This window comes from Neptuniibacter marinus (assembly GCF_965223595.1).
GTDB lineage: Bacteria > Pseudomonadota > Gammaproteobacteria > Pseudomonadales > Balneatricaceae > Neptuniibacter > Neptuniibacter marinus.
Window position 1 is genome coordinate 1,952,536 of the sequence record NZ_OZ245004.1, and the last position, 25,462, is coordinate 1,977,997.

The 25,462-nt window shown below is 43.2% G+C and carries 32 protein-coding genes and 1 riboswitch; of the genes, 28 read left to right on the forward strand and 4 right to left on the reverse strand.

The genetic code is table 11. The annotated features are described in order from the left end of the window. Positions 1-72: 72 nt before the first annotated feature. The 7 genes from ACOQOE_RS09105 to ACOQOE_RS09135 all read left to right on the forward strand — a co-directional run bounded on the left by ACOQOE_RS09105 (position 73) and on the right by ACOQOE_RS09135 (position 4,499). Entirely contained in the window at positions 73-288 is a 216-nt protein-coding gene (locus ACOQOE_RS09105) for a hypothetical protein (RefSeq protein ID WP_420553819.1), read from the forward strand. 29 nt (positions 289-317) lie between these two features. Further along, positions 318-698: a hypothetical protein gene (locus ACOQOE_RS09110; protein WP_420553820.1), complete on the forward strand. Its 381-nt coding sequence runs from the start codon at positions 318-320 to the stop codon at positions 696-698. A gap of 170 nt (positions 699-868) precedes the next feature. Then, complete coding sequence (locus ACOQOE_RS09115; protein WP_156473736.1) at positions 869-1,300, forward strand: hypothetical protein; 432 nt, start codon at positions 869-871, stop codon at positions 1,298-1,300. 212 nt (positions 1,301-1,512) lie between these two features. Beyond that, positions 1,513-2,175, forward strand: coding sequence for a hypothetical protein (locus tag ACOQOE_RS09120; RefSeq protein WP_420553821.1), 663 nt, complete (start codon positions 1,513-1,515; stop codon positions 2,173-2,175). 312 nt (positions 2,176-2,487) lie between these two features. Beyond that, positions 2,488-3,411 carry a zinc dependent phospholipase C family protein gene (locus ACOQOE_RS09125; RefSeq protein WP_067869861.1) on the forward strand — a complete coding sequence of 308 codons (924 nt, stop codon included), beginning with the start codon at positions 2,488-2,490 and terminating at the stop codon, positions 3,409-3,411. Further along, positions 3,408-3,806 (forward strand): hypothetical protein, encoded by a 399-nt coding sequence (locus ACOQOE_RS09130; protein WP_420553822.1) that lies wholly within the window; start codon positions 3,408-3,410, stop codon positions 3,804-3,806. Before ACOQOE_RS09125 ends, ACOQOE_RS09130 begins: the two co-directional genes overlap by 4 nt. Positions 3,807-4,163: 357 nt before the next feature. After that, complete coding sequence (locus ACOQOE_RS09135) at positions 4,164-4,499, forward strand: hypothetical protein (RefSeq protein WP_067869855.1); 336 nt, start codon at positions 4,164-4,166, stop codon at positions 4,497-4,499. Between the two features lie 120 nt (positions 4,500-4,619). Here ACOQOE_RS09135 and ACOQOE_RS09140 read toward each other — a convergent pair whose 3' ends face one another. Both ACOQOE_RS09140 and ACOQOE_RS09145 read right to left on the reverse strand, forming a co-directional pair. Beyond that, entirely contained in the window at positions 4,620-5,309 is a 690-nt protein-coding gene (locus ACOQOE_RS09140; protein WP_067869852.1) for a response regulator, read from the reverse strand. Between the two features lie 17 nt (positions 5,310-5,326). Beyond that, complete coding sequence (locus tag ACOQOE_RS09145; protein ID WP_420553823.1) at positions 5,327-6,931, reverse strand: ATP-binding protein; 1,605 nt, start codon at positions 6,929-6,931, stop codon at positions 5,327-5,329. A gap of 216 nt (positions 6,932-7,147) precedes the next feature. Here ACOQOE_RS09145 and ACOQOE_RS09150 point away from each other — a divergent pair, with 216 nt between their 5' ends. The 5 genes from ACOQOE_RS09150 (at position 7,148) to ACOQOE_RS09170 (ending at position 11,460) form a co-directional block, all read left to right on the forward strand. Then, entirely contained in the window at positions 7,148-8,131 is a 984-nt protein-coding gene (locus ACOQOE_RS09150; RefSeq protein ID WP_420555469.1) for a tripartite tricarboxylate transporter substrate binding protein, read from the forward strand. 179 nt (positions 8,132-8,310) lie between these two features. After that, positions 8,311-8,784, forward strand: a complete 474-nt coding sequence (locus tag ACOQOE_RS09155) for a tripartite tricarboxylate transporter TctB family protein (RefSeq protein WP_067869846.1) — start codon at positions 8,311-8,313, stop codon at positions 8,782-8,784. A gap of 4 nt (positions 8,785-8,788) precedes the next feature. Further along, entirely contained in the window at positions 8,789-10,330 is a 1,542-nt protein-coding gene (locus ACOQOE_RS09160; protein WP_420553824.1) for a tripartite tricarboxylate transporter permease, read from the forward strand. Positions 10,331-10,596: 266 nt separating this feature from the next. Beyond that, a complete protein-coding gene (locus ACOQOE_RS09165; protein WP_067869840.1) occupies positions 10,597-11,178 on the forward strand; it encodes a uracil-DNA glycosylase family protein in 582 nt (193 codons plus the stop codon). Between the two features lie 54 nt (positions 11,179-11,232). Further along, positions 11,233-11,460 carry a cysteine-rich CWC family protein gene (locus ACOQOE_RS09170; protein WP_075108000.1) on the forward strand — a complete coding sequence of 76 codons (228 nt, stop codon included), beginning with the start codon at positions 11,233-11,235 and terminating at the stop codon, positions 11,458-11,460. Positions 11,461-11,528: 68 nt separating this feature from the next. Here ACOQOE_RS09170 and ACOQOE_RS09175 read toward each other — a convergent pair whose 3' ends face one another. Further along, positions 11,529-11,765 carry a diguanylate cyclase gene (locus tag ACOQOE_RS09175; protein WP_156473735.1) on the reverse strand — a complete coding sequence of 79 codons (237 nt, stop codon included), beginning with the start codon at positions 11,763-11,765 and terminating at the stop codon, positions 11,529-11,531. A gap of 248 nt (positions 11,766-12,013) precedes the next feature. On the opposite strand from ACOQOE_RS09175, the gene ACOQOE_RS09180 reads away from it, so the two are divergent. Then, positions 12,014-12,277: an RNA recognition motif domain-containing protein gene (locus ACOQOE_RS09180; protein WP_420553825.1), complete on the forward strand. Its 264-nt coding sequence runs from the start codon at positions 12,014-12,016 to the stop codon at positions 12,275-12,277. A 68-nt stretch (positions 12,278-12,345) separates the two neighbouring features. Beyond that, positions 12,346-13,797, forward strand: coding sequence for an FAD-dependent oxidoreductase (locus ACOQOE_RS09185; protein ID WP_420553826.1), 1,452 nt, complete (start codon positions 12,346-12,348; stop codon positions 13,795-13,797). 249 nt (positions 13,798-14,046) lie between these two features. Here the strand turns inward: ACOQOE_RS09185 and ACOQOE_RS09190 are convergent, their stop codons facing one another. Further along, positions 14,047-15,042 (reverse strand): IS110 family transposase, encoded by a 996-nt coding sequence (locus tag ACOQOE_RS09190; protein WP_420553827.1) that lies wholly within the window; start codon positions 15,040-15,042, stop codon positions 14,047-14,049. A gap of 508 nt (positions 15,043-15,550) precedes the next feature. Continuing rightward, positions 15,551-15,699, forward strand: a riboswitch (FMN riboswitch). A 110-nt stretch (positions 15,700-15,809) separates the two neighbouring features. On the opposite strand from ACOQOE_RS09190, the gene ACOQOE_RS09195 reads away from it, so the two are divergent. The 14 genes from ACOQOE_RS09195 (at position 15,810) to rho (ending at position 25,394) form a co-directional block, all read left to right on the forward strand. Beyond that, entirely contained in the window at positions 15,810-16,292 is a 483-nt protein-coding gene (locus ACOQOE_RS09195; protein WP_067869829.1) for a 6,7-dimethyl-8-ribityllumazine synthase, read from the forward strand. 107 nt (positions 16,293-16,399) lie between these two features. Next, positions 16,400-17,188: a zinc-dependent peptidase gene (locus ACOQOE_RS09200; protein ID WP_420553828.1), complete on the forward strand. Its 789-nt coding sequence runs from the start codon at positions 16,400-16,402 to the stop codon at positions 17,186-17,188. Between the two features lie 384 nt (positions 17,189-17,572). Next, positions 17,573-18,517, forward strand: a complete 945-nt coding sequence (locus ACOQOE_RS09205) for an RDD family protein (protein ID WP_420553829.1) — start codon at positions 17,573-17,575, stop codon at positions 18,515-18,517. A 108-nt stretch (positions 18,518-18,625) separates the two neighbouring features. Then, on the forward strand, positions 18,626-18,790 hold the full coding sequence (locus tag ACOQOE_RS09210) for a hypothetical protein (protein ID WP_420553830.1): 165 nt from the start codon (positions 18,626-18,628) through the stop codon (positions 18,788-18,790). A gap of 54 nt (positions 18,791-18,844) precedes the next feature. Then, a complete protein-coding gene (locus tag ACOQOE_RS09215) occupies positions 18,845-19,042 on the forward strand; it encodes a hypothetical protein (RefSeq protein ID WP_420553831.1) in 198 nt (65 codons plus the stop codon). A gap of 422 nt (positions 19,043-19,464) precedes the next feature. Next, entirely contained in the window at positions 19,465-19,779 is a 315-nt protein-coding gene (locus tag ACOQOE_RS09220; RefSeq protein WP_067865655.1) for a transcriptional regulator, read from the forward strand. Beyond that, a complete protein-coding gene (locus ACOQOE_RS09225; protein ID WP_067865650.1) occupies positions 19,772-20,071 on the forward strand; it encodes a helix-turn-helix domain-containing protein in 300 nt (99 codons plus the stop codon). The genes ACOQOE_RS09220 and ACOQOE_RS09225 overlap by 8 nt, the downstream gene beginning before the upstream one ends. A 388-nt stretch (positions 20,072-20,459) precedes the next feature. Continuing rightward, positions 20,460-20,717 carry a type II toxin-antitoxin system Phd/YefM family antitoxin gene (locus ACOQOE_RS09230; protein ID WP_067865658.1) on the forward strand — a complete coding sequence of 86 codons (258 nt, stop codon included), beginning with the start codon at positions 20,460-20,462 and terminating at the stop codon, positions 20,715-20,717. Continuing rightward, the gene (locus ACOQOE_RS09235; protein WP_420553832.1) at positions 20,705-21,016 is read left to right on the forward strand and encodes a type II toxin-antitoxin system RelE/ParE family toxin; all 312 of its coding nucleotides are present in this window, start codon (positions 20,705-20,707) and stop codon (positions 21,014-21,016) included. The genes ACOQOE_RS09230 and ACOQOE_RS09235 overlap by 13 nt, the downstream gene beginning before the upstream one ends. A 466-nt stretch (positions 21,017-21,482) precedes the next feature. Next, positions 21,483-22,427, forward strand: coding sequence for a 2-hydroxyacid dehydrogenase (locus tag ACOQOE_RS09240; protein WP_420553833.1), 945 nt, complete (start codon positions 21,483-21,485; stop codon positions 22,425-22,427). 140 nt (positions 22,428-22,567) lie between these two features. Further along, the gene (locus ACOQOE_RS09245; protein ID WP_420553834.1) at positions 22,568-23,224 is read left to right on the forward strand and encodes a Bax inhibitor-1 family protein; all 657 of its coding nucleotides are present in this window, start codon (positions 22,568-22,570) and stop codon (positions 23,222-23,224) included. A 109-nt stretch (positions 23,225-23,333) separates the two neighbouring features. Then, complete coding sequence (locus tag ACOQOE_RS09250) at positions 23,334-23,678, forward strand: DUF4144 family protein (protein ID WP_420553835.1); 345 nt, start codon at positions 23,334-23,336, stop codon at positions 23,676-23,678. Beyond that, on the forward strand, positions 23,668-24,357 hold the full coding sequence (locus ACOQOE_RS09255; protein WP_420553836.1) for a pseudouridine synthase: 690 nt from the start codon (positions 23,668-23,670) through the stop codon (positions 24,355-24,357). Before ACOQOE_RS09250 ends, ACOQOE_RS09255 begins: the two co-directional genes overlap by 11 nt. 89 nt (positions 24,358-24,446) lie before the next feature. Beyond that, positions 24,447-25,394 (forward strand): transcription termination factor Rho, encoded by a 948-nt coding sequence (gene rho, locus ACOQOE_RS09260; RefSeq protein ID WP_067865625.1) that lies wholly within the window; start codon positions 24,447-24,449, stop codon positions 25,392-25,394. Positions 25,395-25,462 lie beyond the last annotated feature (68 nt).

Genomic DNA, 25,462 nt, shown 5'->3' on the forward strand with positions numbered 1-25,462 from the left:
CTACAAGCGGGAGCGGCTACCGCTACCGCCAGCCCCTGATTTAAGCGTCTATGTCCAAAGGAGCAAATAGCTATGCGCAAAAATCAACAGATCATTCTCACCGTGGTAGTAGCCCTATTGCTTGGTGGGTGTGTTACAACAAGAGAGGCACAAATAGAGACAGCTCTTAAGTTAGATAAAGAGCATTTCAAGAAAACTCTGAGCCTCAAAGATGACTCTCTTGATACAGTTGCGACGTTTTCTACCGTCAATGGGTTTAAGGAAAAGCACGGATTGCTTGGTATATAGTATGGGATGATAATTTTATTAGAGCATATGTGAACAAAAAAACAGGTGCTACGACATTTCAGGTCTACAACTCTATATATTACAAAGGCTCTGGCTGGAAATTCTATAATCGCGTCAATTATGAAACTCCAGATGGACCAAAATCAAAAAAATTAACCGTAATCGATAGAGATGTTGATTGTACCGGCTCTCGTTATGGCGGTTGTACCCATAATGAACATGTCGCATTTACTGTTGACGCAGCTCTTCTTGAAACTATTGCGAACAAATACAGACCTAGTATGCGCGCAGCATGGAAATATAAAGTAATTCCTAAAGCAGGTGACGACTATAATAACGGTTTATTACCAGCAGAAATAGTTGCGATAGTCGAGGTTGTAGCTGAATACAAGGAGGTTAATGGATTGTGAATTGGCACATAACAATTAAAGGGCTCTGCCCCTTTAAAGTCGAAGAATAGCAACTACCGCACAATGCAAGAGCTGACTCTTGGTTTAGCTATCAATAATCTAACAAGCAAAAGGTACGGGTGTGCTGCGCACCCGTGCTTTGAGCGTTGGTAAACAGGGAGTGTTAATAAGTGATGGAAGTTGTCCCTAAAATTGCAGATATAAAGACGTTAAGGGAATTGAGTAAGGTGTTGATAATACCGTTATTCGTTACTGCTTATTTATCTCAGTCAGGTTTTAGTATTTTTGGTCTTTCGGTACAGGAGGGAGAAAGTATTGGAATTCAACTCTTTCAGTTCATTGCTGTTTTTAGTGTATCAGTGGTCACTATAGGTTTTAGTGCTTGGGGAATACACGATCTCCTATTACTACTGCATATTTTCACACATGAAATGGCTCTCAAAATATTATCGTTATTCGCTCTTAGCTTTGGTTTGCTTGGCTTGTTTGGGCATGAAGTTCCGCTCATAAGTAATCTTAGTGTCTTATGGTTTTATACTTCTCTAGTCTGTGGCTTTTACTTTTTGGCCAGGGCGGCAGATATTGAGCAATTATTTACATAACAAGAAAAGGCATCCGACGTATGCTGAGCGGTTGCTTTAAGCGTTAGTATTTCTGAGGTCTTACAGGGAACATATCTTTTGTATAAGTGCAGGCCAATTAATCGTAAAAAAAAACAGATAAGGAAGAGGTCAGGTCTTGCAGCATGCATGTTGATTGCTGGAATTAAAGGAGTTAGCTAATATTCCTACAAACCGCACTGGAGGCATCGATAATGAAATTAAAAACAGTATCATGTGTACTTGGTCTGTTAGCTCTCAGCAGCGGGTCAGCGGTCGCAGAAGATTATGCCGAGCTATGCGGAAGCAATACTGAAGGCGTGAACCTAGCGATGCCGAAGGATGAGGTTCAGTTAGCTTTGGCAAGCGGTGGTTACGAAAAAGCCGCTGATAGTGACGATAGTAAGAAGAAAAAACAGAATCGGCCCGAATCCGTACAATCGTTGCTCTTTCAAACTGAAGACCGGCAACCCAATGCAGATTTCATCCGTTCTGTAAGTTGGAAGCGTACTCTTTCTACCGGACGTAATACAATCTATGCTACCTATGTTGCGCCAACCGATCCGGCTCGATTGGAAGCCTATGAAGCGTTCTGGCGTTCTAAGATAACCGATTATTGCATGCATGAGATCGACACATTACGTGCGACATCCTCAGCTCAGAGTGTTTCGAAAGTGTCGAGAATGAACCCGAATCCCATATCACCTATGCATGAGTTTTGCGAGAACGCCCTGCAGGGAGCGTTTCGTACTAACGGTATAGGCCATGCTCAGACACCTCCAGATGCATTGCATATCACCGATGCACAGGGCTGCAGAGTTTTTTATAGAAACGTTAACCTTCGGGGTTTTACTTCTGCTATTCATAATAGGTCTTGAGCACTCACAACAGGGTCAGGTCTTGCATCGTGTATATTGGTTACTAATACTTAGCTAGGTCCATATTTTTGTAAGTTGATTTATTGTTATTTTTGACAAACTTTCACAAGGCGTGTGAATTATGTCACGATCGCTAAGAAGTGACTTTTTAGGTGCGTTACATCGCTTAACTTCCATAGGTCATGAGCACTCTGCAAGACCTGACCCTTAAGTTCTTAAAATGATCATATGGGATTGGCCTCCACGGTATTGCTCCAGGTTAAGCCATTAACAGCAACGTAACGAATAGATGATTAATAATAAGGTCTAACTATGCCTGGTGCATTTGCACATATTACCGCGGTTAATTTCGCACTCAGTAATACAAACCTCAACAAACTAGATATGCCTAAGAGGGCAAAGTTAATCCTAAGTAGAAATCAAAAGTTTATTGAGTTGGGTTGTGTCAGCCCTGACTATCCCTATTTGATGTTAATAAGCTCAGCTCAAAGAGCGTGGGCAGATAAGATGCATTATGAAAAGGTAGGCTTTTTAATAAAAAAAGCAATTCTGCTTGTGAAAGTGCTACCTAGTAAAGAGCAAGAGAAAGCGTTTTCTTGGCTGTGTGGTTTTGTTGCCCATGTTATAACTGATATTACAATTCACCCTGTGATTGAGCTGAGAGTTGGGCCTTATAAGGAGAATGCAAAAGAGCACCGGATCTGTGAAATGAATCAAGATGCATATATCTGGCCAACGCTGAACTTAGGTAAGATCGGTTATGCCGATAGAGTTAGAGATAATATTGGTGCCTGTAATGATGCTCATCATCCATCGGATTTAGATAAAACCATCACGACGTTATGGGGAGACTGTTTAACGGAGCTCTTTCCTGAAAAAGCGAATGCTACACCGCCAGATATTAATGGTTGGCATAAAGGTTTTCAGTTCATAGTGGATAACGCCGACGAAGGTTATCGGCTTTTTCCTTTTGCTCGGCATGTTGCGGCGAAACAAGGGTTAGTTTATCCCAGTCAAGACGCCATCGATCTTTCTTATATTAAAGCTTTAAAAACACCTGATGGAGTCGCCGATTACGATTTTATTTTCGAACGTGCTGTTGAAAACGTTAGGGAATACATTTGCTGTTTGGCTAATGCTGTTTTTGATGAGGGGAGTGTGGATATGTTCTTAAACTGGAATTTAGATACCGGCCTCTGCGAAGACGGAAATTTAACTGCTTGGAATAACATATGAAACTGCTATTTTTTATCATTGTATCTGTGCTAATCCTTGGATGCTCCACATCTAACCCTTATAACGATGAAAAAATGTATGACTTAGCGTCACAATTTAAAGACCTGTCTCAAACGGTTGATGGTTCTATTAAATTTGGAGAGGTTGCGATTGAAAATGGTCATCAAGCCTTAGAACGTGTTTCGATTGAGCAACCGGATAAGGTTGCCCCTTTTGCCGAATATATCATCAAAGTTGAAGTGCAAGGTGACAATGCGGTGCTTCTATTGTGCGATGAGGATATTGCCCTTATAGAAGATGCCGGCTGTAATGCCGTACTTGATAAAGTCTATTGGCAAGCGCTTAATCCTAATAGTTGTGTGATCACATTAGATAGTCACCAGCTCTGCAAATAGAGAGTGGGGCGCTAGGGTGCGTCTTACCTAGTGCTTATCTGACTTTTTTCTTGTCGCTTGCACCTCGTGAGCGAAAGGTTCAGTGTAATGGTAGGAGCTTAGGTCGTAGCTTTATTGCAACAGCTGTTATGGCTGTTGTAGCGAAAGAGAAACAGACTCTGCATCATTTTTTTATGATGAAATAAAATGCTTTATAAGGACTGACTTGTAACTAACTGATTTCAATCGTTATACATGGTGATTAGGTGTAACGGTCTTTATTTTTATCTAATTGGCACTGTCTCTGCAATTTCATATCAGAACGCTTAATGCCCTATAAAAAGGGTAATGAATAATTAACTATAAGCAGGCTGTGTTATGAATTTAAAAATAGGAATAGGTTTTGTCTCGGCGATGGTTTTTTCTTTATCTGCTGTCGCAGGTTCTGAAGGTGTTTCTACTCAATATAAAGGTGGCTTTTATGATATGGCAGGTTATTTGAACAAGACGGCGGTTGTCGGTTCGGATCAGCCCAGAAAAGAGCCTATCAGCATCAAAGGTGGTCCATTCGATATGAATGGTTATCTAAACCTGGTGACTACTTCTACACCTTCAGCCTTGGCCCATAATAAACTCGCTCAGGTTGCTACAGTCAATATGCATGCGAATCCGAATCTGTTATTTGTGCCTAAGAGCTCAGGCCGTAACCTGTAAGAGTTGTTTATAGACACCGCCCCTCAATTCCCTTCAGTTAATCAAGTGCCTACCTTGTTTATGGGCGGGCATTTTTTATTTTATCTGAGGCAGCGGTGTTCTAAGGTCAAGGTATGGAGGTTAAGAGTGACATCTTTGATAGCGTCTCTCTGGACGTCCAACTGTGCCGTAGCTGACCTCTGCAGATAGTTCGGTACAACTAACCATATATTCCAAATAACGACGGGCGGTGGTACGGCTGGCCCCGATAATTTCACCGACCTCTTCGGCGTTTAGTGTACCGTCTCGTTCGGCAAAAACCTTATACACATTATCTAGAGTGATCGCATCAATTCCTTTAGGTAAGCGTATGCTTTCCTGTGTAGTGGAATCTTGAGTGTTGCTGCGAGGTAGTACTCGATCGACATCGCATTGGGCTAAGGTTTCTAGGGCGCGTAGCTTTTCTAGGTGTTGTTGGTAGTTGTGTAGCGTTTCTTGTAGCCGTTCGAAGACTAGCGGTTTAAGAATATAATCAAACACACCGCCATGGAGAGCTTCCCTAAGGGTATCGACCTCTTTTGCGGCGGTGATCATGATTACATCGATAGCATTGTTGCCTGCACGGATTTTGCGAAGAAGGTCAAATCCTGTGCCTGTTGGGAACTGGATATCCAGTAGTAAAAGGTCAGGTTGCATGATCTCGATGAGATCTTCCGCATCGGTTAGGCGATGGGCGATACCGATCAGTTCAAACCCCTCAATTCGTTCGAGAAAGCGCCGCTGAATTTCAGCAATTTGTGGATCATCTTCGGCAATGATTACTTTTATCATTAGTTATTCAATCCGTACTATTTTTTATTTTTAGGGATATAGACGGTAAAGCGGCTGCCACCATCAGAACTGCTCTCGATGGTGATTGTTCCATTAAGCTTATCAAGTAAGTTTTTCACCAAGTGTAGTCCATAACCGTGGCCATCGTTACTTTTGCTGCTGACGCCTTTTTCGAAAATTTTATCCTGCTGTTCTAGTGGGATACCTGGGCCTTGATCTTCAATTTCAAAAATCAGATCGTTCCCTAGATCGGTCATCGAGAGCTGTACTATACCTTCTCTAGCGTGATAGTTTAGAGTCGCTTCTAGAGCATTATCGATCAGGTTTCCGAGGATGCTGACTAATTGCTCTCGGGGGAGTTTATCGGGCAGACTGGTCATTTCACTTTCAGGGTCAATGACTAAGGATAGCCCCATCTCCCGTGCCCGATTATATTTGCCTAATAAGCATCCTGCTAATACTGGATCGGGTACCGCTTTCATCAGTAGTTTGATTAACGCTTGATGGCTTTGGGTTTCTTGCCCTATTAGCTGTAAAGCTTGATCGGTTGCGCCAATTTGAATAAGTCCGGCGATGGTGTGTAGTTTGTTGGAATACTCATGGGACTGACTGCGTAAAGTGTCCGCATATTGTTGAATCCTAGTCAGTTTTTGGCTGATCATATCCAGCTCATCTTTGCGTCGAAAACTGGATACCGCACCGATGATTGTATCGCCCTGTTTTAAGGGGAGACGGTTGGCAATAATACAGTGATCACCTCGCCAGACCTCGCTATCAAATTGAGGCTCACCGCTTTTTAGTACGCTCAGCATTGAACTGTCTGGCAGGATCTCATCGACTTTACGGCCGATCAGGTTGATGTCTTTAGGGAGTCCTAAGGTTTCAATAGCAGCCTGATTGATGGTGGTGATTTCACTGGCGTTGTTGATGGCAATAATACCTTCTCGGACAGATTCTAGTGTGGCGCGTTGTTCATCAAACAACCGGGCTATTTGTTCGGGTTCGAGTCCAAATATAGCGCTTTTAAAATGGCTAGCGAACCAGACGGCAATGACTGCGCTGAGCATAAAAGAGCAGAGAATGACTAAGATAAGTGTGAGCCGATAACGGTTGATAATCTGATTAACTCGGTCAAGATCGTAGCCAACAGAGATAATGCCTACAATATTGCCTTCTGGATTGATAATAGGGGTTTTTCCACGCATGGACCAACCGAGTGACCCCACCGCTTTAGCTATATATCCATGTCCTTGAATCAGAGCTTGGGAGCCACTATCCCCATCATCGTCAGACATGGAATAGCCAATCTTCTCTGGTATCGGGTGTGCTAGGCGTATGCCTTTATTATCACCGATGACAACAAAACGTGCTCCTGTTGTTTTGGCTAAAGACAGGCTAAGAGGCTGTAAATAGTTGCTGTTTTTCTGTTCGACCGCCTCAGCAACATGGGGCATTACCGCAATTGTTTTAGCTACATCTAAGGCGCGTTGAGCAATCTGTTCATCGAGCGAGCGCTCTAGATAGTGAAGGGCAAATAGACCAATAAAGCCGGTCTGTATGAGCGCCATAATCCCAAGTATCAGGATCATTCGCTGTTTCAATTTAAGTTGCGGAAGCTTCATGGTACGCACTCGTACTTAATAACTGTTGTCGGAGCTTTTCTTGTTTTCTCGTCCTTAGATAGTAATCAATCTGCTTTAGCTTGGCTCGTGAACATTATGAACAAAATATTTTTTATGTCTTAAAAAGCCTTTAAATCCATAAACTTTATTAAAAAGTAACAGGAAACTATTGTGGATCGCACTATAAAAATGAGCGTTAACGAGCGAGGAATCACAATGTTTGGTAAAACGGCGAATAAGAAAACCTTAATAGCGGCGGTGTTAACTACCTGTTTGACTGCAGGCGCATCCTTTCATGTAGCAGCTATGGAGTCGATCCACTTTTTGGTACCCGGTGGCGCAGGGGGTGGTTGGGATGGTACCGCGCGAGGCGTTGGTGAGGCGTTGAGTAAAGCGGGTTTAGTCGACAGCATCTCCTATGAAAATATGTCAGGTGGCGGTGGCGGTAAAGCGATTGCCCATCTTATTGAAACAGCTAAACAGAAGCATGACACACTTATGGTGAACTCGACTCCAATTGTGATTCGTTCACTGTCTAAGGTGTTTCCTCAATCATTCCGAGACTTAACACCAATTGCTGCAACCGTAGGCGATTTTGGTGCTTTTGTTGTCAGGAAGGATTCTAAATACAACAGTTTTAACGATGTAGTGGCTGAATTTAACGAGAAGCCTCGTTCCGTGAAAATTGGGGGTGGCTCAGCCCGTGGCAGCATGGATCATTTAGTTGCTGCTATGGCTTTTAAAGCATCTGGTGGTGATGCTCGCCAAGTACGTTATGTGGCTTATGATGCGGGTGGTAAGGCGATGGCCGGTCTGCTTTCTGGTGAAATATCTATTCTATCTACCGGTTTTAGTGAAGCGTTAACCTTAGCCGATTCGGGTGAAATTCGGATCTTGGTAATGACAGGTGAAGAGCGTAATGAAGCAGCTCCAGATGTGCCGACACTTAAAGAGCTAGGTTATGACGCTAGCTTTGTTAATTGGCGTGGTTTCTTTGCGGCGCCTGGTATCAGTGATACAGAAAAAACGGAGTTTGTGACGACTCTGAAAAAAATGTATGACACTGATGCTTGGGAAAATGTACGTGCCCGTAATGGTTGGGTTGAGCTTTTTAAACCTGATGATGAGTTCGTTACTTTTTTAGAGCAGCAAGAAAAAGAGGTGGGTGCTCTGATGCGCGAATTAGGTTTTCTTAAGTAAAACCTAAAAGCTTGGATCATATAAGCAGGCCAAGTGAGACCAGCGCTTGTGTCTGCTATAGGGAATATTTCTTAGCTCTTCTCCGGGTCAGGTAATCTCTACGGGTAGCAGATTATCATTGTTGAAAGCCCGGAGCTTTTTGTTTTATCCGACAGAGTGCCTCTGTCCGGGAGTCTTTTATGATGTTAACTAAAGATCATATTGGTGGTTTGGTATTTCTCTGCCTATCGGTCCTTTACGGCTATTATGCCGGCAGTATACATATGTTGCCGGGGGATGAGTTTGAACCCTTCACGGCGCGCACTGTACCTTATGCATTAGCGATCTTAGGCGCTGTATTATCAGTGGGATTGTTACTTACGGCAAAACGATCCGTCGAAAACCGTTTGAGCCTTAATGGCTATGACTTTGCTTTGGTAGCCAAATTGTTGCTGTTGATTGTTTGCTTTGGTCTTGCACTGGAGTGGACCGGTTTTATGTTGGCGACCATGCTGTTTTTGATAGCTGGCTTCTGGATGTTGGGTGAGCGGCGCATCAAAATGTTGTTGCTAGTGTCGGTCCCATTTGCGGTGAGTATTTGGTTTATCTTGGCCAAATTGCTGGATATCTATCTGGCACCCGGTCAGTTGTATATGCAAATTTTTGGAGGCTAAGGCGATGTTAGACGGAATTTTTACCGGGCTATCCACAGCGGTTATGCCTTTTAATCTAATGATGGTGGTTGTCGGCTGTTTTGCGGGCACCTTTATCGGTATGCTGCCAGGCTTAGGTCCTATCTCAGCTGTGGCTTTAATGATCCCGATTACCTATGGTTTGGATCCTTCTTCGGGCATTATCCTGATGGCGGGGGTCTACTATGGTGCGGTATTCGGTGGTTCTACCTCCTCTATACTTATTAACGCGCCGGGTTGTGCCAGTACGGTAGTGACTGCATTTGATGGTTACCCTTTAGCACAGAAAAATCAGGCAGGTAAAGCGTTGGCGTTGGCGGCGTATTCCTCTTTTTCCGGGGGGACTATCGGGGCGCTTGCGCTACTCTTTGCGGCACCGGCGTTAGCAAAAGTTTCCCTTAGTTTTCAATCGACCGACTATTTTGCCTTGATGATTTTAGGGCTTACTGCTGTCGCCGCTTTTTCAGGTAAAGGGCAGGTTATTAAAGCACTGATAATGACAGTGTTTGGTTTGATGATCGCGACTATAGGTACAGATACAACATCCGGCGCGACCCGTTTTACTTTTGGTAGTCTTGATCTAATTGATGGTATTAGCTTCTTATTGTTAGCGATGGCGACATTTGCGTTGACGGAAGTAATCATGACGGTCTTAAAAGGCGAACATCGGAAGGAAGAAGAGCAGGTTGATATGAGTAAGCTGGGCAGTATGAAGCTCAGTAAAGAGGAGATAAAAGAGGTTGCTCCCACAATTGCTCGTTCATCCGTATTTGGTTTTCTGGTCGGGGTTTTACCGGGTGCGGGTGCTACCATAGCGTCATTTTTAGCTTATGGCCTAGAGCGTAACTTAGCTTCGGTAAAAGAAAAATTAAAGTTTGGTAAGGGTGCTTTACGGGGCGTAGCAGCGCCAGAATCGGCTAATAATGCGGCTTCCACGGGCTCTTTTGTACCGTTGCTGACGTTAGGGATTCCTGGTTCAGGCACTACCGCAATTATGCTGGGGGCGTTGATCGCTTATGGTATTCAGCCGGGACCACGGTTGTTTTTGGATAACCCTGATGTTTTCTGGTCAGTCATTATCTCAATGTATTTCGGTAATTTGGTCTTGTTGGTTCTTAACCTGCCGCTGATTCCGTATATTTCTAAATTATTGATTATCCCTCGGCCAATTTTGATACCAATGATCCTGTTCTTCTCCATTACAGGGGTTTATCTGGTCAGCTTTAATACCTTCGATATTCATATGATGGTGGTTATTACGCTTATTGCGCTCTTCCTTAAATTACTAGAGTTTCCGATGGCTCCTATGCTATTAGGTTATATTCTAGGTGGGTTGATGGAAACGAATCTAAGCCGAGCATTAATGATCTCTGATGGTAGTTTGGCATTCCTATGGGAGCGGCCGCTTACACTGGCGATTATCTCTGTGGCGTTGATTGTACTGATTGTTCCACCTGTGTTTGATCTGTTCCGCAACCGTAAAAATGCTCGTGGTCCAGAAGCTGCTATCAATGAAGGGGAGGGATGAGTGCTTTTCTGAAGGTATTGCTAACGGCCAGTTTAGCGGTGGCTGCTGTTTAGAAAGGACTGGCTGACGTAATAGACATGTTTAAGTATGCGCTACTAGAAACGCTACTTAAAAAGCTAAAAGCCCGGCTAATATGTCGGGCTTTTTGTTTTCTAAATAGATAATATCTCACAGGTTTTTTTAAAGGTTTGCTTTCGCGCTGTTCCAACTGGGGTGAGTGCTAGACTGAGTGTAGTAAGGTATTATATTTGGGAGGGATGGGCTGTATGACTTTATTTACATCGTTGTTAGATGAGGTTTATGCCTGCACACGCTGCACAGAGAATCTGCCTTATGAGCCTAAGCCTATTTTGCAGATAGATCCTCAGGCGAAAATATTGATTGTAGGTCAAGCGCCAGGCAGAAAAGCCCATGAAGCAGGCATACCTTTTGACGATGCAAGTGGTGATCGGCTACGTGAGTGGATGGGGATATCTCGAGAGCAGTTTTATGATCCTAAATGCGTAGCTATTTTACCTATGGGGTTTTGTTTTCCAGGTACAGGAAAATCGGGTGACCTTCGACCTCGACCTGAATGCGCACCGGCTTGGCGTGATCAGCTGCTTAGCCATTTACAGGACATTGAGCTTACCTTAGTGATTGGTCAATATGCACAAAACTACCATTTGCATGATAAGCGATCTTCACTGACGGAAACGGTTCGCGCGTGGAAAACTTATTGGCCAAAGATTGTTCCGCTTCCCCATCCTAGCCCACGTAATAATATTTGGTTGAACCGAAATCCATGGTTTCAGGCTGAGTTACTTCCTAAACTTCGGCAACGCGTATCCGAAGTGCTTGATAGGTAGTATAGGTAAGTTAAGAAGTCGTTTTGTTGCGGAATAAAATAGGTACTATTTTTTATGCTTAGTTTGAATGAAGGGGCGAGCCATGATTCCGAAAACTGTCCATTATGTGGCCAGAGTAATCAGTGCGGCCATTTGTCTTTAAGGGATAATACCCCTTGTTGGTGTACCGAGAGTGGGGTTACTTTTCCGGAGAGTTTATTAAATAAAGTTTCCGCTACAGATGGGCACAAGGCATGTATATGTAAAGCCTGTGTTTTGAGTCATATTCAGGATAATCCTTAATATACTTTGCTCTTTGCTCTTTGCTCTTTGCTTTGGCAGGCAAAATAGACTTACTTGCGGGCCTTAGTTTATTCAGAAAATACAAGTGATTGATTGCGGCCATTATTTTTAGCTTTGTACAGCGTTTTATCTGCTTGATAAATCGTGTTTTGTAAATTGGGTTTATCAAGGTTTATTTCGGCAACACCCACGCTAATGGTAAAGTTAATTAATTGGTTCTTGTCGATTGTAATGGATGAGTTTTCTAGTGCTTTTCGAATAGGTACAACGACATTATAGCTCTCTTTTAGTGAAGTCCAGGGCATAAAAATCACAAAGTCTTCGCGCCATAACGAGCGCCAGCAACATGCCTACGAGTAGAGCAATAAACGAGGTCTACTCAATAAAAGTGTATACTCTACTTAATGGCATAAGAGTCAAGCTGAGTAGGGCTGCTGAGTATGTTATCTATTTTTGTGAGAGTTTGTTTAGCATTAGACATAGCTATAGCGTTCTGCTAGTGAAAAATCGAAAAAACCGCAGTCTTTAACGAACACCTTTGACCGGAAGATATATGAAATTATTAATACGTAACTTAGACCGTTTAACCACTGAAGATGAATTAAAAAGCTTGTTCCAAGAATTCGGTGCTGTCCAATCCTGTAATTTAGTTCTCGATAGCGATGGAGGCACATCTAAAGGTTTTGCTTTTGTGGAGATGCCAAAGCCGGGCGAAGCAAAAGCCGCAATGAGTAACTTGAACAACAAAACGGTTGGGCACAATAGAATACGTGTTAAAAAAGCAGAAGGTAAAAAGGCTGATGCAAAAAAGGGATAGTCAGTCATCCTCTTATCTTTGATAACCGAGCAGTCAACATCACATTCACTATATAAGACGTTTACACAGTGAAAAACCAAGAGAGTAGTTGGATTGTTTGTCAGGAATGTCAGGGGCGCGGTAGACGAAACCGACGCCTGCGCAAAAAAGTACGGCTAAGTTATCAAAGGGCGTTGGACGCGTTTGAAAAAACAAACGCTGAACCGTCTATGGCACCTGTTCGTCCTAAAGGCCACCTTGAAGACTGTGTAAACTGTGGTGGTTCAGGGCTTCTGCCTTCTGCTCATCCCCCCTCGGTTGATAGTGAAAACTATCCGCACCTTGCTATCATTGGTGGCGGCATCGGTGGTGTTGCTTTGGCTGTAGCATGCCTACACCGTGGAATTCCATTTACCCTTTATGAACGTGATAACTGCTTTGATGCTCGATCTCAGGGATATGGGCTTACCTTGCAACAAGCGAGTAAAGCGATTGAAGGGCTAGGGCTGTTTTCTTTAAACGAGGGTGTAGTTTCCACACGACACTTAGTTCATACGACCACAGGAAAAGTGGTAGGTGAATGGGGGATAAGAAAGTGGATGGAATTTACTACGCATAAATCGCCAAAACGGACCAATATTCATATTGCACGACAATCATTACGTTTAGCGTTGCTGGATCAGCTCGGTAGCCACGATGTGGTGCAGTGGGGGCATCAGCTAGCCGATATTCAAACATTGGAGGATGAAAAGGTTAACCTGAGTTTTAACGTCGGTGGATCGATGAAACAGGTTCAAGCTGACCTTGTCGTTGGTGCGGATGGTATTCGCAGTGCCGTACGCCAGTTAATCATGGATGAAGAGGTTACGCCTTTACGTTACCTTGGCTGTATTGTCATTTTAGGTATTTGCCCTTTAGCTGACTTAAACGGTCTTGAGTCTGAGCTACTTGATGGGGCTACAGTATTTCAAACGGCTAATGGTAATGAGCGAATCTACATGATGCCCTATGATTCAGAGTCAGTGATGTGGCAGCTTAGCTTCCCAATGCCTGAAGCGGAGGCTAAAGCGTTGAGTGAACAAGGTGCACAAGCGCTTAAAGATGAAGCATGTCGCAGAACACAGTGGCATAAACCTATACCTCAGATTTTAGCTGCGACCCAACCATCACTGGTTTCGGGCTATCCCGTGTATGACCGAGCACTGCTAACCCCCAAGCGGCTGGCGGAAGCGGGGCAGACAACACTGATTGGCGATGCCGCTCATCCGATGAGCCCATTTAAAGGTCAAGGTGCTAATCAAGCCTTATTGGATGCTTTGGCGTTGGCGCGAGGAATCGTAAAAGGCTGTAGACCTTTATCTCAATGGCGGGATCTAGGGCTGAGAGAAAGCGTGCTAACTGAGTTTGAAGCGGAAATGTTGGCGCGTAGTGGCATAAAAGTCCAAGGGTCTGCCGAGGCCGCAGAATTCCTGCATTCTGATGTTGTATTGCATGAAGGGGATGAGCCAAGAGGTCGTTGCTTAAAACGAGAAGATCCTTAACCACGCTTCACACAGGCTCTATTGAAGAGAAACGACGATGACCAATAAAGGGTTGTGCCCCGTGAGCGAAAGGGTCAGAGCGAGTTCTGCTTTTTTCGGCCAAAGGTTGGCCTCCTACAAAGGCGCGTTAATATGTTTTTTGTATGCGCTCACCCCGTGAGCGAAAGGGTCAGAGCGAGTTCTGCTTTATTCGGCCAAAGGTTGGCCTCCTACAAGGGCGCGTTAATATGTTTGTTTGTAGATACTCTGTTAATGCTCAAGCTTTTTTTCACTGAAATTGAATAATTTATCAGAATCAAAAGCTTCGCATTGACGGTAAACAGTCCATAATCCCGTTACGTACTTACGCATGATAGCTACAATTGCCTGCATCTTTGTTTTTCCCCGAGAAACTAGCTGCTCTCTAAATTCATGAACATTATCATCGTAACGAGACGCTGACAGTGCAGGCATATAGAGTGCCGATCTTAAGTATGCGTTCCCTGCTTTACTTATTCGTGCAGCACCTCGAACACTGGTTCCCGATTGATGAGTTCTTATATCCAGGCCGCAGTAACGGGTAACCTGCTTAGCTTTCATGTTTTTTGGCAGTACAACAAATTCTGCAAGAATGGCGATAGCGCTGCTTTGACCGACCCCTTTGGCCGCAATCATGCATTCAAAGACAAGAGCCAATTTCTCATCTTTTTGAATGATGTTGAGCGCCGCTATAGATAGGCGGTCAATGCGGCTCTCATAAAAAGAAACACTCTCTTCCAAGTCTTCAATCAGAATAGCGGGACTGTTTTTGGACTGAAGCGCATGCAGTCGATTCTTCGCTTTTACCTTATCTTTTGTTATACGGTTAATCTGGCGTCCAATATCTTTGAGCGCCATATACTCTGATTTTGGTGGGGCCCAAGGTTCTGGTTTCATAACCGCCGCATATTCTGCTAACAAGGCCGCATCAGCTGCGTCGGTTTTGGTTTGTGATAATTTCAACTCAGCAAAGCGCTTGCTACTCAGCGGATTAATCACAGCAACAGTGATACCTGCACTTACAAGATGGACAGCTAAATCTAAGTGATAGATTCCTGTTGCTTCCATCACAACAAGTATTACCTTGTTTTTCTTTAAAATTTTAGCAGCGCGCTCGAAGTCATCAGGGTGTTGCTTGAAAGCTTGTGCTTTACCAATAGAGTTTCCACTTTTAATGACTAGATCGAATGATCTTGCACTGATATCAATACCGGAAAACGTACTCACAAGCTGACTCCATAACGTTGAATTGCTAGAATGGCTTCTGGTTCCCCAACCTCGCACTTTATACTGGCTCAACCTTGTGATGCGAAGTCTAGTACTAGCTTCATGATACTCTTCGAACTAGTAAAGAGGTGGGGAGCCCCTCTACATACAAAGTCAGAATTAACCTGCTTCAAGGAGCGGGCGGCTTCCCCAGAAACGATTACCAATGATAAATAATCGTTGAGGTTAAACATACAAGGAGCTCACCCCGTGAGCGAAAGGTTCAGAGCGAGTTCTGTTTTATTCGGCCAAAGGTTGGCCTCCTACAAAGGCGCGTTAATATGTTTTTTGTATGCGCTCACCCCGTGAGCGAAAGGGTCAGAGCGAGTTCTGCTTTATTCGGCCAAAGGTTGGCCTCCTACAAGGGCGCGTTAATATGTTTGTTTGTAGGAGCTCACCCCGTGAGCGCATCTGATTTTGACAATGCACGGTAAAAGGCAGTATATTCGCCGCCGTCGAATAATTTCGATTTCGTTCTCGGGGCGGGGTGAAACTCCCCACCGGTGGTAAAGAAGTATTTCTAAGCCCGCGAGCGCCTTTAAGAGCTTTCTTTTAGGGTCAGCAGATCTGGTGTGATTCCAGAGCCGACGGTTATAGTCCGGATGATAGGGAACGTGTCAGACAAAATATTAAACTACGCCGCTTATCTTAGTGGTGTAGTGTCGCTCTATGTGGCGTATTTTCCTGTCCGTTCGCCCTGATTCACTTTCTATTTATAGGATTTTGTAATGAATCAGAGCTCAACGAATTTCACTCCTGCAACACAACGAATTGCGTTTCTACATGCGACTTGGCATGAAGAGATCGTTCTCAATTGTCTGGATGGATTTAAAAAAGAGTTAACTTCACGTGGGTATGATGTATCACTGATCGAGGTGATCGCTGTACCTGGTGCGTTTGAAATACCCTTGCAAGCAAAACTGCTGGCGAAAAGTGGCCAGTACGCAGCGATTGCCTGTAGCGGATTGGTGGTGGATGGCGGTATTTATCGCCATGACTTTGTTGCACAAGCGGTCTGTAGCGGGCTAATGCAAGTTCAATTAGAAACAGAAGTGCCTGTTTTAACCGCAGTACTCACGCCCCATCACTTTCATGAGCATGATGAGCATAACGACTATTTCTCTCGCCACTTTATAAAGAAGGGTGTTGAGTTAGCACATGCATGTGATCAGGCGGTGCAGCTCACTGCAAAAGCGAAGCTGGCACTATAAACCTAGCTACCTCTTCGTAATGCTTCGTTATACTATGGCGTTTATATCACTCGGTGTATTCGCCATTTATCGGACAATGACGATGCCCGCCCGTAAACGAGTTCACCATGTTTAAACGAATCCATAACTGGTTGGAAAACCGACGCGTTAAAAAAATGGGCTTTACCACGCAGGAGTGGGAGTCAGCCATCGCTGATTGGCCAGTGATGGAACGCTATCAAGGTGCTGAACGGGATGCGTTAAGGGATATGGCATTCCGCTTTTTAGTGCGTAAGGACTTTGTATCGGGTGGTGATTTCCAGTTTACTAATGAAATGTGTTTAAAAGTTGCCACAATGGCTTGCGTGCCTATACTGCACTTAGGCCTAGATTGGTACGATCACTGGTATACCCTTATCCTTTACGAGGGGGATTTTATCCCTAACCGTCCTTATCGTAGCGATGATGGGGTGGTTCATTCTAAAAGTCCGGGTTTAAGTGGCGAAGCTTGGTCCAAGGGGCCTGTGATTTTGTCATGGGCTTCTATTTGTGAAAGCGGTGCTTATGTGAATCATACTAAGGCAAGCAATGTAGTGATTCATGAGTTAGCTCATAAACTGGATATGCTGCGGGATGGTGCTAATGGCGCTCCACCCATGCATCCGAATATGCGAGCAGGAGAGTGGCATGACATTTTTACCGCTGCCTGGGATCGTTTACAGCATGATTATAAAAAACACCGTCCGCTCCCTCTAGACGATTATGCCTTAACAGACCCCGCTGAGTTTTTCGCTGTATGCAGCGAAACCTTCTTTGAAGATCCAACGAATATGAAGGAGCATATGCCTGAGGTATACAGGCTACTCTGCCAGTTCTACCGCCAGCAGCCTGTACCTGTTGCTATACCGGCCATGTAATCACTCAATAACATTCGTATAACGATGACCTATATGGTTACGGACTTTCGTAAGAAATGGATATGCTGTTTATACGGGTTTACCCTGTTTATTGTCTAAAAGTGTGCTTGTGTTGCCACCATTGTTAGGTTAAAAATAGTTATAAATCAGACAGGTGGATGTCTGGCATGGGTAGATATGCGGCACCTTTTAATCGGGCAGTGTATATCAATTGTTAATGCGCATGCTCGTTTTGTCACGGAAGAGTGCGCTTTAATTCTTTAATTTCTCCTTCCTTTTCAAATAATTACATCTGTTTTTAACTAATAGCGGTGTGGGTAGATACGCGAGCGCCTGTATATACAAATGTTAGATTACTTTAAATATTGTAGTAAGGATTAAATTTTGGAAGAAGTACAAGAAAAATGGATTTGCGGGTTCTGGAGAAGAATCGGGGCGCTGTTTATTGACACTCTTGTTTTAGGTGTTTTGGGATATATTGTAGGTTTATTCCTTGAAGATATCTTTGTTCAGCTTGGTGGATGGGGAAGGTTAATTGGTTTTGCCGTATCAATTACATATTTCGGAGTTATGAATAGCTCCTTATCAAATGGCCAAACTATTGGTAAGAGAATACTAAATATCAAGGTAGTAGATTCATCCAATTCAACTATTAGTCTACCTAAGTCATTTTTAAGGTATAGCTTCCTTGCAGTTCCATTTTCACTGAATGGAGCACAAATTACTAACGAAGCATTGCTTTCATACTTAATGTATCCGTTGTCATTTATTATATTTGGCGGCTTATTTTCAATTTTTTACTTATATATTTTTAATCGTGCAACTCGGCAGTCATTACATGACCTTGCTGTAGATACTTATGTTGTAAATACTGAGGCTAGCCCTGAAGAGTTACCTCCCGTGTGGAAACCGCACTTAGTTGTGGTTGCAGGTTTATTCATTACTGCAGCCCTTGTACCAGTATTTACTTCCGACTTAGCTAAATCAGAACCTTTCAAAGGCTTATTAGCTACCCAGGAAGCAATAAATAGTAACGAATCAGTAAAATATGCAGGTGTCACTGAAGGTTCAACTACTTTTACTTCGTCTGATTCCGGCACGGTAACGACTACTTATGTGAATACACAGGCTTTTCTCTATAAAAATAATGTTGACGATTCGGATATTGCTAAGCAATTAGCACAGGTGATAGTTAAAACTTATCCAGAGTCATTAAACAAAAACTTGATTCAAGTAACACTCACCTATGGTTATGATATTGGTATTGCATCAAAGTGGAATAGCTACAACCACCAGTTTAACCCTCAAGAGTTAAATAGTTCGGAGTAGTCGTAATCTAACAAGTTGCTGTTGTTCGCTGCTATCGCGGCTGGGACCGCTGTTACGCTGGCGCTACGCAACGGCCCCAAAGCAAGGCGTTGGTCACAAGGAGTGTTTGTGGAATTCTTTCTAATGCTGCTCATACCACTTGGCTTTATTGGAGTCTTTCTTGCTGCTCCCTTTTGGATATCTCAGGTAACGAAAGCCGAACATGACGAAGTACTTACCGAATCAAAAAAATATGAAGGAAAAGAGAGAGAAAAATTTATAGAAACAAAATGAGCAGAAAAACGCCTTAGCGAATACGTTAATAGCATTTCGGGAGGGGTTTTATTAATGTGCATAGCTGGACTATCCCTGATGTCTGGTGAGCTATCATTCCGCAGAGGTGAACCAATAGTTACTCAAGCTGATGGTGATGGTGATGATCGATTTTTTGCTTTTGTAGGTATTACTTTTGTGTTGGGGGTCTTGTTTACTGGATATGGATTAATAGGGAAGTTGAAGAATGGGACGTTTAACAAATGGCTGTAGTGGATCATTGAACTTCACTTGTTAAAATAACAAAAGCAAACCCCGGTTGTGACTTCCCGCAATAAAAAATCATATCCCCAAACCTTTCCGTCCTATTCCCTTTCTGTGTGCTATACATATTCGCAATATATCAATTAGCACAACGGGGTCAGGTCTTGCATCGTGCATATTGGTGACTAATACCTAACTAGGCCCATATTTTTTAAGTTGATTTATTGTTATTTTTGATAGCCTTTCACAAGGCGTGTGTATTCTGTCACGATCGCTAAGAATCGAATTTTTAGGTGCGTTATATCGCTTAACTTCCAGAGGTAATGCGCACAATGCAAGACCTGACCCTTAAGTTCCTTTGACTCTTAAGTTCCTTAATCCTTCAAGTCATCTCACTTGCAAAACTCCGTCAATGACGTATATTGGTTGTCATGTTTACTATCATCGAAACCCCTACATTCGAAGCGGATGCCAGAAAAATCTGGACCGAAGAAGAGCGAAGCGCCTTCTTCTCTTGGTTGGCAGCCAACCCAGAGATTGGCGACCCTATTCCTGGTAGCGGCGGGTGTCGAAAGGTTCGATGGTCGGTAGCGGGTTCAGGGAAGCGTGGTGGAGTGCGAGTCATCTACTTTACCAGGTTGGCTAATGGTGAGATCTGGTTATTGGTGATCTACAAAAAGGCCGTTAAGGAAAACATACCCGCGCATATCCTGAAGTCTATTCGTGAGGTACTGGAAAATGATTAACGAGACTCTGAGTGCAGAGGAACTTGGCAACAAGTTGCTCCAATCTGTTAAAGAAATGAAAGCCGGAAAAGCTGCACGAATTAGTCGTGTTGAGCCTAACGAGGTTGCAGAGGCCCGCGGCAAAACTGGCCTGACTCAGATAGAGTTTGCTGAGGTACTGCATATCTCTCCGCGTACTCTGCAGGAGTGGGAGCAAGGTCGACGTAAACCCTCTGGTCCAGCAAAAGCGCTGATCGAGATTGCCTTTCGCCATCCAGAGGTAATTCGGGAAGATCTTGAACTAAGAGGTTGACAAGCGGCTGTTGCCGGACGCGCCTACGCTGGCGCTTCGGCACACAGAAAAGCAACGAACGGGGTCAGGTCTTGCATCGTGCATATTGGTGACTAATACCTAACTAAGCCCATATTTTTTAAGTTGGTTTACTGTTGTTTTTGATAGACTTTCACAAGGCGTGTGCATTATGTCAGACCGCTAAGAATCGAATTTTTAGGTGCGTTATGTCGCTTAACTTCCAGAGGTAATACGGAGAATGCAAGACCTGACCCTTAAGTTCTGCTGCAACGCTGGGTTTGTGCTTTATGTAGCACAAAGTAACTACGTTACGGTAGCTAATTTGGGCGTTAGTTTTCTTTGAAACGGAGTGATACTATAGTGATACATTTTAATCTAAGGTGTTACTATGAGAACTGAAGTTGTCACGACGTTAAAGCGGCAAGCAACAAAGCTGCTCGCTGATCTGCATGAGTCAAAAGAACCTATTCTTATAACTGAGCATGGTCAGCCATCAGCCTATTTGCTTGACGTAGCTGATTACGAGTTAATGGTAGAACGGATGAAAATCCTGGAAGGTATCGCGAAAGGTGAGCAGGCTATCCGTGAAGGTCGAACAGTGGATATGTCACAAGCCAAAGAGAAGATGAGTAAATGGCTCAAATAATTTGGACTGAGCCGGCACTAGATGATCTAAACCATATAGCTGAGTATATTGCAGTGAGTCATCCGTTCGCTGCGAGGCAATTAGTAGAAAAAGTTTTCAATAAGGTGGAAAGGCTCGAACAATTTCCTGACTTAGGCCGAATTCCTGAAGAGATTTCGACTTTAAATTATCGAGAATTAGTCGTAAATCCTTGCCGCGTTTTCTACAAAGTTGATAAGGATTTAGTTTATATTCTTCACGTGTTAAGGCAAGAGCGAGATTTACGAAAGTTTTTACTATCTGGCGAAAATGAAAACTAACTAGCGTTCAACTGAACTTCACTTGTTAAAATAACAAAAGTAAAAGCCGGTAGCGACGAGCCGCAATAAAAGATTATATATCCCAAACCTTTCCGTCAGATTTCCTTTCTGTGTGCTTTACATATTAGCAATATATCAATTAGCGTTTGTCTAAATAGTCACTTATTAAGCTTGATAGTGAAACTTATGGATCGAATAGGGATCAACATTTTCATATAAAGCTCAAAGTGGTCAATAGTCTCTCTTTGTGAACTAAACCGTTAGATATTGTGCTTCCAACATCTTAAGCGTCGTGATTAGCGGCCCTTTTTAAGGTGTCTAGGTAGATAATGGCACCTGTATAGCTTTTATATCGAGCGATACGTTATTTTTAGACTTTAAATTTGGCACAATGCCTAGGCCGGTAAAATTAATAATAAGGTTATTGGCCATGGCGCTTTGATCTTTCTATTCGCACGGTATCTATATGCAGAAATGTATCGCATTTGTTGGCAATATTCCCAATCATGAAAAGCAGTCTTGGTTGGCTAAAATAGGTCCATTGTTAAAGAATACTCGTCTTATACCGTTTGAAGAGCTATCCGCAACGGAGTGCTTAACTATTGAGGTTGCTATTGTTGCTAACCCCAATCCAAAAGAACTTGCTGAGCTTCCTAACCTACGCTGGGTACAGAGTGTATGGGCGGGGGTAGAGCGACTTGTTGCTGAATTACCTAATGCTCATTTTGATATAGTGCGAATGATCGACCCTAACTTAGCTTCGACAATGGCAGAAGCTGTACTTGCGTGGACGCTTTATTTGCATCGTGATATGCCTAAATATCGGTGTCAGCAAGACCGGCAAGTGTGGATGCAGCATGATTTAGTGGAATTAAAAGATCGTAAGGTAGGCATATTAGGCTTAGGCCAATTAGGCAAAGCAGCGGCAGAAAAGTTGGTTTTAAATGGTTTTAATGTTGCCGGTTGGAGTCGGCGCTCAACTGAGCTTGAGGGTGTAAAGTGTTTTAGTGGTGCAGAGGGGGTTAACCAGCTGTTGGCGGAAACGGATATACTCATCTGCTTACTACCTTTAACTAAGGATACTCAGCAGTTATTAAATGATAAAAGCTTAGGTCTCTTACCTAAAGGTGCATCGATTATTAACTTTGCGCGCGGGCCAATAATAGATGAAGAGGCGCTGCTGTCACATTTAGAAAGCGGCCATATAGAACATGCTGTTTTAGATGTTTTTAAAACTGAGCCCCTACCTACCGATAGTGCTTTATGGACGGCACCCAATGTAACGGTTCTTCCCCATATCTCTGCCCCTACCAATATTCGAACAGCATCAAAAATTGTTGCGACTAATATAGCGAGATACTTTGAGAGCGGTGAGATCCCCGAGGCTGTGATACGTACCCGTGGGTATTGAATTTGAATGGCGGAGGATTTAATGTGCCGTAGGTGTTTGACTTGGACGTATTAATTATGTGAAAGCCGCTCTAATTTCTATTTTAGTTCAACGACTTAACAATTATCACATAACGGCAACTTTACATAGAGGGAATTATAATGGACGTAGGTGTCTTTAATCGTACGGAAACGAATGATCAGTTAATCAGTGCTTCAATGTACAATTTGGTTATCGGGTTAACCTTAATTTGGGGCTTTGCTATCAACTGGTGGATGGTGCAAAACGTCCCCGTTGAGTTGATAAACAGTATTAATCCAATCGTCTTTTTTATTGGTTATTTTGCCTCCTGCTTTTTTGGTATTTATCTTTTTAAAAAATCGGATAGCCCCTCAGTGAGCTTTATTGGCTATAACTTTGTTGTGGTTCCCTTTGGATTCATCATTAACATGGTTGTGAGTCAATATGATCCATCTATTGTATTAGAAGCGATTAGAGTTACGGGTATGGTAACCTTTGTCATGATGCTTTTAGGCTCGATGTATCCTGCCTTTTTTCAGAAAATAATAGGCGGACTTTCTATTGCACTGTTGTGTGTCATCGTGGTCGAGTTAATTGAGGTATTCATCTTTAATACCCATCACGATATTTTAGATTGGATCGTTGCTATTATCTTTTGCGGTTATATTGGTTACGACTGGGCGCGAGCTAATACTATCCCTAAAACTTATGATAATGCTGTAGATAGTGCAGCTGCCTTATATATGGATATTATCAACTTGTTTTTACGTATACTCCGAATTTTAGGTAGAAAATAGAGCAAAAAAGCAGGTGCTATCGCTCTATCAAGGCGAGTGATCTTATATCTGCTGATTTGCTATTGAGGGTAAAAGTTATTTATAGGGTTATAGCTTACGGGGATATTGAGTGATTATTTGGCCTGCGGTGATTAAATATGAGGGAGAAGGTGAGCTGGCTTTTGTTCCAAATGAATCTGAGTGGATATCGAATAGCGATTTGCATCTAGCACCTTATGTTGATGGGGATCTGTTAATTGATGCTATGGGAGCGATATATAGTTTACATGATAAAGCGAACACCCAGATCATGCCCAATTTTACAGGTCTATATTTTGATAAAGCAAAGGTGAATCAGATAGTTAAAGAGCATATGTCCTGTCTTGATCAATGCTGTGTCGCTAAGTTTTCTATCGACTCAATAGCCGAGGGCTGGATAGCGGTGGGGTTAACGGTTGTCGATAATGCGCCTTGATAAATTTATTTGTAAAAGCACTGAGTTAACAAAAGCTGAGGCGATCGCCCATATTCATTCAGGTGTTGTGCGTGTGAATGATACTATTACAACGCAGGAGGGGACTCAGGTTCATGCAAACAATCGGGTCACGTTAAATGGTCGTCGACTGAAGGCTCGGGATTTCCGCTATATATTGGTACATAAACCTGCAGGTACTATTTGCTCTAATATAGATGAACTCTATCCCTCTATTTTTAACTATCTTGATGTTGATAAAGTATCCGAGTTGCATATTGTGGGCCGTTTGGATGTAGATACCACAGGCTTAGTGTTGATGACGGATGATGGCCGCTGGTCATTTAATATTACGCGACCCGCTAAAGGGTGTTGCAAGGTTTATCGTGTACACTTGGCCAAAGAGATCTCTATTGAGGTCGTCTCTAAATTTAAAAGTGGCGTAAACTTACAAGGGGAGCAACAGCCAACCCTACCTGCGTTATTAGAGATCATTACACCTAAAGAGGTGCTTTTGACGATTACTGAAGGCCGATTTCATCAGGTAAAACGTATGTTTGCGGCGGTAGGTAATCGTGTACGTTCACTCCATCGAGAACAGATTGGCGATATTCGTCTTGATGTAGATGTAGGTCAGTGGCGTTACTTGTGCCATGAAGAGATTCAATCTTTTAGTAAATAACCCCATCTGTTGTTGTACAGTCACAATGGGCTAGCCTACCCACCAACAGATCAACTCACTTAATTGTCCAGAGTTATTAAAGCGATACCATGACGAGAAAAATATTAAGTTTGAAGGTAAAAAAGAATAAAGACGTTAAGCCTCAGGTTGAGGATCTTTTTCCTAATGATCCAGAAAAACGTTTTTTAAATGGTGTTGCTATTCATCCATCCCCACGTATCTGCTTAGAATCAGGCTCGCAGCAACTGTCTATGAGGGCGATGGATTTGATCACGCCTATAGGTATGGGGCAACGAGGATTAATTGTCGCACCACCGGGGTCGGGTAAAACGACTACGTTAAAACATATTTGTCAGGCGGTAGGTACCGCTTATCCAGAGATCAAACTGTATGCACTGTTGATCGATGAGCGGCCGGAAGAGGTTACTGACTTTAAGCGTAACGTAACCGCCGAGGTGCATGCGTCCTCTTCTGATGAGAGCTATGCTCAACATGTTCGTGTGGCCAATGAGTTGCTTGCTAAAGCACGTAAAGAAGCGGGCGAAGGGCATGATGTGATGATTGTTATTGATTCACTAACACGCTTGTCACGGGTTCATAATGCGGAGCAGAGGAGTAGTGGTCGTACCATGTCCGGTGGCGTTGATGCCCGAGCATTAGAGATCCCTCGCAAATTATTTGGTGCGGCTAGGAAGATCGAGAACGGCGGTTCGCTTACCATACTTGCGACTATATTGGTGGACACCGGAAGCCGGATGGATCAAGTGATCTTTGAGGAATTTAAAGGCACAGGGAATATGGAAATTGTTTTATCACGGGATGCCGCCAATTATCGAATTTTTCCTGCGTTGGATATTGCTAAAAGTAGTACCCGCCGTGAAGAGTTGCTGATCGATTCGAAAGATATTGCAAAGGTTAGGGCATTACGTCGTTCGCTTACTCAGCTTAAGCCCATAGAGGGTGCTAGGCGGCTGGTTGAACTATTAGAAAAATACCCTACTAATGCTGAATTATTACAGGCTTTTGCTGCTGAATAGTTTGGTTTAGTTAGGCTTGCTGGTAGGGTTGTTTTCTTTAATAAAAAAGAGCGCATTAGGCGCTCTTG

Bases quoted from the DNA above. Each gene is read 5' to 3' on its own strand.
- ACOQOE_RS09230 (WP_067865658.1), top strand. From the start codon at position 20,460: ATGAGAACTGAAGTTGTCACGACGTTAAAGCGGCAAGCAACAAAGCTG.
- ACOQOE_RS09160 (WP_420553824.1), top strand. From the start codon at position 8,789: ATGTTAGACGGAATTTTTACCGGGCTATCCACAGCGGTTATGCCTTTT.
- rho (WP_067865625.1), top strand. From the start codon at position 24,447: ATGACGAGAAAAATATTAAGTTTGAAGGTAAAAAAGAATAAAGACGTT.
- ACOQOE_RS09180 (WP_420553825.1), top strand. From the start codon at position 12,014: ATGAAATTATTAATACGTAACTTAGACCGTTTAACCACTGAAGATGAA.
- ACOQOE_RS09220 (WP_067865655.1), top strand. From the start codon at position 19,465: ATGTTTACTATCATCGAAACCCCTACATTCGAAGCGGATGCCAGAAAA.
- ACOQOE_RS09165 (WP_067869840.1), top strand. From the start codon at position 10,597: ATGACTTTATTTACATCGTTGTTAGATGAGGTTTATGCCTGCACACGC.
- ACOQOE_RS09105 (WP_420553819.1), top strand. From the start codon at position 73: ATGCGCAAAAATCAACAGATCATTCTCACCGTGGTAGTAGCCCTATTG.
- ACOQOE_RS09175 (WP_156473735.1), bottom strand. From the start codon at position 11,765: ATGCCCTGGACTTCACTAAAAGAGAGCTATAATGTCGTTGTACCTATT.
- ACOQOE_RS09235 (WP_420553832.1), top strand. From the start codon at position 20,705: ATGGCTCAAATAATTTGGACTGAGCCGGCACTAGATGATCTAAACCAT.
- ACOQOE_RS09120 (WP_420553821.1), top strand. From the start codon at position 1,513: ATGAAATTAAAAACAGTATCATGTGTACTTGGTCTGTTAGCTCTCAGC.
- ACOQOE_RS09170 (WP_075108000.1), top strand. From the start codon at position 11,233: ATGCTTAGTTTGAATGAAGGGGCGAGCCATGATTCCGAAAACTGTCCA.
- ACOQOE_RS09155 (WP_067869846.1), top strand. From the start codon at position 8,311: ATGATGTTAACTAAAGATCATATTGGTGGTTTGGTATTTCTCTGCCTA.
- ACOQOE_RS09140 (WP_067869852.1), bottom strand. From the start codon at position 5,309: ATGATAAAAGTAATCATTGCCGAAGATGATCCACAAATTGCTGAAATT.
- ACOQOE_RS09215 (WP_420553831.1), top strand. From the start codon at position 18,845: ATGTGCATAGCTGGACTATCCCTGATGTCTGGTGAGCTATCATTCCGC.
- ACOQOE_RS09240 (WP_420553833.1), top strand. From the start codon at position 21,483: ATGCAGAAATGTATCGCATTTGTTGGCAATATTCCCAATCATGAAAAG.
- ACOQOE_RS09125 (WP_067869861.1), top strand. From the start codon at position 2,488: ATGCCTGGTGCATTTGCACATATTACCGCGGTTAATTTCGCACTCAGT.
- ACOQOE_RS09225 (WP_067865650.1), top strand. From the start codon at position 19,772: ATGATTAACGAGACTCTGAGTGCAGAGGAACTTGGCAACAAGTTGCTC.
- ACOQOE_RS09255 (WP_420553836.1), top strand. From the start codon at position 23,668: ATGCGCCTTGATAAATTTATTTGTAAAAGCACTGAGTTAACAAAAGCT.
- ACOQOE_RS09130 (WP_420553822.1), top strand. From the start codon at position 3,408: ATGAAACTGCTATTTTTTATCATTGTATCTGTGCTAATCCTTGGATGC.
- ACOQOE_RS09200 (WP_420553828.1), top strand. From the start codon at position 16,400: ATGTTTAAACGAATCCATAACTGGTTGGAAAACCGACGCGTTAAAAAA.
- ACOQOE_RS09145 (WP_420553823.1), bottom strand. From the start codon at position 6,931: ATGAAGCTTCCGCAACTTAAATTGAAACAGCGAATGATCCTGATACTT.
- ACOQOE_RS09245 (WP_420553834.1), top strand. From the start codon at position 22,568: ATGGACGTAGGTGTCTTTAATCGTACGGAAACGAATGATCAGTTAATC.
- ACOQOE_RS09195 (WP_067869829.1), top strand. From the start codon at position 15,810: ATGAATCAGAGCTCAACGAATTTCACTCCTGCAACACAACGAATTGCG.
- ACOQOE_RS09135 (WP_067869855.1), top strand. From the start codon at position 4,164: ATGAATTTAAAAATAGGAATAGGTTTTGTCTCGGCGATGGTTTTTTCT.
- ACOQOE_RS09150 (WP_420555469.1), top strand. From the start codon at position 7,148: ATGTTTGGTAAAACGGCGAATAAGAAAACCTTAATAGCGGCGGTGTTA.